Source organism: Myxococcota bacterium (assembly GCA_035498015.1).
Classification (GTDB): Bacteria; Myxococcota_A; UBA9160; order SZUA-336; family SZUA-336; genus VGRW01.
Genome location: DATKAO010000003.1, coordinates 24,623 through 30,622, shown reverse-complemented (window position 1 = coordinate 30,622; position 6,000 = coordinate 24,623). Strand labels below are relative to the sequence as shown.

The following is a 6,000-nucleotide window of genomic DNA, read 5'->3' as shown; positions in this document are numbered from 1 at the left end:
AATTCCGGCGGGTGGCATGGCGGGTGTCATCGGGCCCGACGGCGTCGGCAAGTCGACGCTCCTCGGCCTCGTGACCGCGGCGCGGGCCATCCAGACCGGATCGGTCGAGGTCTTGGGCGGCGACCTCCGCGACGTCGCCGTTCGCTCCCTGGCGTCGGCCCGGATCGCCTACATGCCGCAGGGACTCGGCCGGAATCTGTATCCGACGCTCTCGGTCTTCGAGAACGTGGACTTCTTCGGGCGCCTCTTTGGCCACGCCCGCGCCGAGCGCGAGGAGCGGATCGACGAGCTGCTCGTTGCCACGGGTCTGGCTCGCTTCCGCGAGCGCCCCGCCGGGAAGCTCTCGGGGGGGATGAAGCAGAAGCTCAGCCTCTGCTGCGCGCTGATTCACGACCCGGACCTGGTCGTGCTCGACGAGCCGACCACCGGTGTGGATCCGCTCTCTCGGCGGCAGTTCTGGGAGCTCGTCGACCGTATTCGCGAGCGCCGGCCCGGCATGAGCGTGCTCGTGTCGACCGCCTACATGGAAGAGGCCGAGGCCTTCGGCTGGCTCGCTGCGATGTACGCCGGCCGCGTGCTGGCGACCGGCACGCCAGCGGAGCTCATGGCGCGCACCGCGACACACAACCTCGATGCGGCCTTCATCGAGCTCTTGCCTGAGGAGGCGCGGCGTGGCCACCGCGAGCTGCGCGTTCCCCCGCGCAAGGAGACTGGAGGCGAGCCGGTCATCGAAGCCGAAGGACTGACTCGCCGCTTCGGCGACTTCATCGCGGTGGATCACGTCAACTTTCGCATCGAGCGCGGCGAGATCTTTGGCTTCCTCGGCTCGAACGGCTGCGGCAAGACGACAACGATGAAGATGCTGACGGGCTTGCTCCCAGTCACCGAGGGACACGCACGCCTGTTCGGCCGCGACGTGGAAGCGCGCGAGGGCGACGTGCGCAAGCAGATCGGATACATGACTCAGGCCTTCTCGCTCTACGGCGAGCTCAGCGTGCGCCAGAACCTGATGCTGCACGCGCAGCTGTTCGAGCTGCCGCCGGAGAAGGTCGGCCCGCGCGTCGAGGAGCTGCTCGAAGGCTTCAATCTGCGCGAGCACGTCGACCAGCTCGCCGAAGCGCTCCCGCTCGGCATCCGCCAGCGGCTCTCTCTCGCGGTCGCGATCGTGCACTCGCCCCAAATGCTGATCCTGGACGAGCCCACCTCGGGCGTCGACCCGGTTGCGCGCGACGGGTTCTGGGAGCTCCTGATCGATCTCTCGCGCAACCAGGGCGTCACGATCTTCGTGTCCACCCACTTCATGAACGAGGGCGAGCGCTGCGACCGGATCTCGCTGATGAACGCGGGCCGTGTGCTCGTGAGCGACACACCGGCGGAGATCGTGCGCTCGCGTGGCGCAGCCTCGCTCCAGGAGGCGTTCATCGCCTATCTCGAGGAGGCGACGGGCAAGGCCGGCGAGCCGCCAGCTCCCGCCGCGAAGCCAGAGCAGCGAGCACTCGCCAGGCCCAAGGCGTTCTCCTTCCGGCGCCTGTTGGCTTACGCGCAGCGCGAGAGTCTCGAGCTGCAGCGTGATCCAATCCGGCTCAGCTTCGCGCTCGGCGGCGCGCTGCTCTTGATGTTGATCTTCGGCTACGGGCTCAACATGGACGTGGATCACGTGCGCTTCGCGGTGTTCGATCAGGACGGGACCCCGGAGAGCCGCGACTACGCGCGGGCGTTCGCGGGATCGCACTACTTCGTGGAGGAGCCTCCGATCTTCGACGTGGCCGAGCTGGACCGGCGCATGCGCAGCGGCGAGCTGTCCGTCGCGATCGGCATCCCGCCCGACTTCGGCCGTGATCTGCGCGCGGGCCGCTCGGTCGAAGCTGGCGTGGTCGTCGACGGGGCGACGCCGTATCGGGGCGAGACGATCCGGAGCTACACGCAGGGCGTTCATATCTCCTATCTGCGCGATCTCGCGCGGCGCGAAGGCATTGCGATCCCGACGCTCGCCGACCTTGCGCTCCGCTACCGTTACAACCAGGGCTTCGTGAGCATCGTGGCGATGGTCCCGGCGGTGATTCCGTTGCTGCTCATCATGTTGCCCGCCATGCTGACGGCGCTCGGCGTCGTGCGGGAGAAGGAGCTCGGCTCCATCACGAACATGTATGTCACACCGGTGACTCGCTTCGAGTTCGTGCTTGGCAAACAATTTCCGTACGTGGTGCTCGGGACGCTGAGCTACTTCTCGCTCGTCGCGCTGGCCGTGTTCGTCTTCGGGGTGCCGGTCACGGGCAGCTTCCTGGGACTCACGCTCGGCGCCGTCCTGTACGTGTCGGCGACGACGGCGCTCGGCCTTCTGATCTCCACCTTCACCAGCACGCAGGTCGCCGCGCTCTTCGCCGCGGGGATCCTCACCATGATCCCGACGGTCTCGTTCTCGGGCCTGACCAATCCCGTGGCAGCGCTCGAGGGACCGGGCGCGGTCGCCGGCAGGATCTTCCCCGCCTCCTACTTCATCACTCTCTGCCGCGGCGCGTTCGACAAGGGCCTCGGCTTCCGGGAGCTGTTGCCCGAGTTGCTCTCGATCGCCGCCTTCACTCCGGTCTTCGTGCTGGCCACCGTGGCGCTGTTGCGGAAGCAGGGCCGCTAGCCGTGGGCAGCTTGGGGAAGATCTGGCGCCTCGGGGTGAAGGAGCTGCAGAGCCTCTGGCACGACCCGGTGTTGCTCGGCCTGGTCGCCGTCACGTTCTCGCTCATGGTCTACACGGCGGCCAAGGCCGCTTCGACCGAGCTCCGCAACGCGCCGATCGCATTCGTGGACGAGGATCGCTCGCATCTCTCCGAACGCATCATCACGGCGTTCTATCCACCGCGCTTCAAGACACCGGCGCGGATCGCGGCCACCGAGATCGATCCCGGCCTGGACAGGGGGGCGTACACCTTCGTGGTCGACATCCCCCCCGACTTCCAGCGCGACGTGCTCCAGGGCAGGCATCCCGAGATCCAGGTGAACATCGATGCCACGCAGATGACTCAGGCCTATATCGGCGCGGGGTACATCCAGCACATCGTGCAGGGCGAGCTCCAGGAGTTCATGCGCCAGGCCGGAAGGGTGGCGAAGCTTCCAGTCACACTGGTCACTCGCGTGCTGTTCAATTCGAATCTATCGGGGATCTGGTTCGGCGGCGTGATGGAGGTGCTCAACCAAGTCACCATGCTCTCGATCATCCTGACTGGAGCTGCCGTCATCCGCGAGCGCGAGCACGGCACGCTCGAGCACTTGATGGTGATGCCGCTCTCGCCGTTCCAGATCATGGCGGCCAAGGTCTGGGCGAATGGCCTCGTCGTTCTGGTTGCGGCTTCGCTCTCGCTGGCGCTGGTGGTGCAAGGGGCACTCGGCGTTCCGATCGCGGGATCGATCGCGCTCTTTATCCTCGGAACAATGCTCCACCTGTTCTCGACGACTTCGATCGGCATCCTGCTCTCGACCGTGGTGCGCAGCATGCCGCAGCTCGGTCTGCTGATCTTTCTCGTGATCTTGCCGTTCGAGATCCTCTCGGGCGCCGTGACGCCGCGCGAAAGCATGCCGGTGGCCGTGCAGGACATCATGCTGGCCGCTCCGACCACTCACTACGTGAAGCTCGCGCAGGCGATCCTCTACCGCGGCGCCGGCCTCGACGTGGTCTGGCCGCAGCTCTGCGCGCTCGTCGCGATCGGCTGCGTTGCCTTCGCTGCCTCGCTGGCGCGCTTCCGCGCCTCGGTGAGCCTCGCGTGAGGCTGCGAATCGCCATGCTTGGGGCTGGGGGAAGGGTCGGCTGGGGCTCACGGAACTCTCGGACGTGTGTAGCGGCGGCGCTCTGCGCGCTCTGCGCCTGCGCCGTCGGCCCCGACTACAAGCGCCCGGAGCTTCCCGTGACACCCACGTTCCGCGACACACCCGCAGAGGAGAGCTCGATCGCCGACAGCGCCTGGTTCGATGTCTTCAGCGACCCGGTGCTGCGCCAGCTCGTCGACGAGGCGATCGCCAACAACCGCGACCTGCAGGTCGCGGTCGCGCGCGTCGAGAAGGCGCGCTACTCGGCCGCGATCGCACGCAGCCCGCTGCTCCCGCAGGTCGGCTACGGCGGCGTGGCGTCCCGCGGCAAGCAGGTGACCTTCGGACTCGAAGAGCAGGGAAGCCCGGTGACCAACTCGTTCCTGCTCGCCATCGCCGCGTCATGGGAGCTCGACGTGTGGGGTCGAATCCGGCGCAGTGCGGAGTCGGCGCGCGCCGATCTTCTCGCTACCGATGCGGTCCGGCGCGGAGTCGTACTGTCGCTGGTCTCTCAGGTCGCGCAGTCATACTTCGAGCTGCGCGAGCTCGACCTCGAGCTGCAGATCGCGACCGACGCGGCCAAGTCGTTCCAGGAGACGTACGACCTGTTCAACCGCCGCTACACCGGCGGCATCACCTCGACGCTCGACCCGCTGCGCGCGGAGGCGTCGCTCGCGCACTACACCGGCGCGGTCGCACAGGCGGAGCAGAACATCTTCCTCAAAGAGAACGAGGTCTCGCAGCTGCTCGGCCGGCCCGCGCAGAAGGTGCCGCGTGGCGCGGCGCTGGAGGCGCAGACCCTGGCGCCGGAGATCCCCGCGGGAGTGCCCGCGCAGCTGCTCGAGCGACGCCCGGATCTGATCGAGGCGGAGCAGCAGCTCGTCGCGGCGAACGCCCAGGTCGGCGAGGCCTTCGCGAACTACTTCCCGCGCATCGGCCTGACGGCGATCGGCGGCACGCTCACCTCGGACATCTCCGACCTGATGGAGGGCAAGGCGTCACTATGGTCGTACGCCGCGAAGGGCGCCGGTCCGCTCTTCACCGCGGGACACACGACGTACGTGTGGAAGGGTGCCAAGGCCGACGCCGACGTGGCGCGCGCGAGCTACGAGGGCGCCGTACTCAATGCGCTGCGCGAGGTCTCGAACGCGCTCACCGTGCGCAAGCAGCAGGCACTGCTGCGCAGGCAGCAGGAGCGCGAGGTGAAGGCACTCGAGGAGTCGCTCAAGACCGCGATCACGCGCTACACGGGCGGGCGCGCGAGCTACCTCGAGGTGCTCAACGCACAACAGCAGCTGTACCCGGCGCAAGTCGACCTGGCGCAGACGCGCCTGCGCGAGATCCTCTCCGTCGTCTCGCTGTACAAAGCGCTCGGCGGAGGCTGGAACAGGGGCGCCAGTCAGCCTGAGATCCCGACGCCGCTGATGCCCTAGTGTCACGAACCTGAAGCGTCGGACGTCGAGCAGCACTCTGGCGCTCCCTCCGTGATATACCCCGGGTGATGAGCGACCAGGAAGTGACCGGCCACTGCTTGTGCGGGAGCATCCGATTCACGGCGCAGCTGCCCAGCCTGTTCTGCGTGCACTGCCACTGCTCGATGTGCCGGCGCAACCACGGCGCGGCGTACGTCACCTGGTTCTCGGTGCCGCGCGGGAAGGTCAAGCTCGAAGCCGGCGCCGAGGATCTCGTCCGCTTCATGTCGTCCGAGCATGGCAGCCGCTCGTTCTGCAGGCGCTGCGGCAGCTCACTGTTCTGCGAGAACGACGCGCACCCGGATCGGACGGACATTCCGCTGGGCACGGTCGACGGTCCGATCGACCGGCCGCCGCAGGCGCACGTATTCTTCGACTCGGGCGCGGACTGGGTCGCCATCGGTGACGAGCTGCCGAGGCTCGCTGGGAAGACGGGCCTCGAGCCCTTGAAGAGAGACTGACGCAGCAGCGCCCTCGCGCGCGCTACCTGGCTCCAGCATCGTCGGCGGACCTGGCGACGGCGCCATCCATCTGCTCGTCGAAGAAACGGACATGTCCAAGGTGGCCGCGCGCGCCTCGGGCAGGTGCGGTCTAACAGGGGAATCGCGAGGGCGCTCGCGCGGACCGACAGCGACCTTCGAGGCCCTTGCCCCCGTGTTGACGTCGCTCGGCACAACCCTCCCCGTCTCCATCGCCGACGGCTGCTGCCTCTCCTCGCCGCCGCGCCCGTGCG

Annotated in this window: 4 protein-coding genes; all 4 read left to right on the top strand. The window is 67.8% G+C overall.

Features of this window, described 5'->3' with window-relative positions:
• Positions 1-2,632, top strand: a 2,632-nt coding sequence (gene rbbA, locus VMR86_00160) for a ribosome-associated ATPase/putative transporter RbbA (protein HTO05445.1), incomplete at its 5' end; no start/stop codon positions are given.
• Positions 2,633-2,634: 2 nt separating this feature from the next.
• Positions 2,635-3,756 (top strand): ABC transporter permease, encoded by a 1,122-nt coding sequence (locus VMR86_00155; GenBank protein ID HTO05444.1) that lies wholly within the window; start codon positions 2,635-2,637, stop codon positions 3,754-3,756.
• 14 nt (positions 3,757-3,770) lie between these two features.
• A complete protein-coding gene (locus VMR86_00150; GenBank protein ID HTO05443.1) occupies positions 3,771-5,228 on the top strand; it encodes an efflux transporter outer membrane subunit in 1,458 nt (485 codons plus the stop codon).
• A 68-nt stretch (positions 5,229-5,296) separates the two neighbouring features.
• Positions 5,297-5,728, top strand: coding sequence for a GFA family protein (locus tag VMR86_00145; protein HTO05442.1), 432 nt, complete (start codon positions 5,297-5,299; stop codon positions 5,726-5,728).
• Positions 5,729-6,000 lie beyond the last annotated feature (272 nt).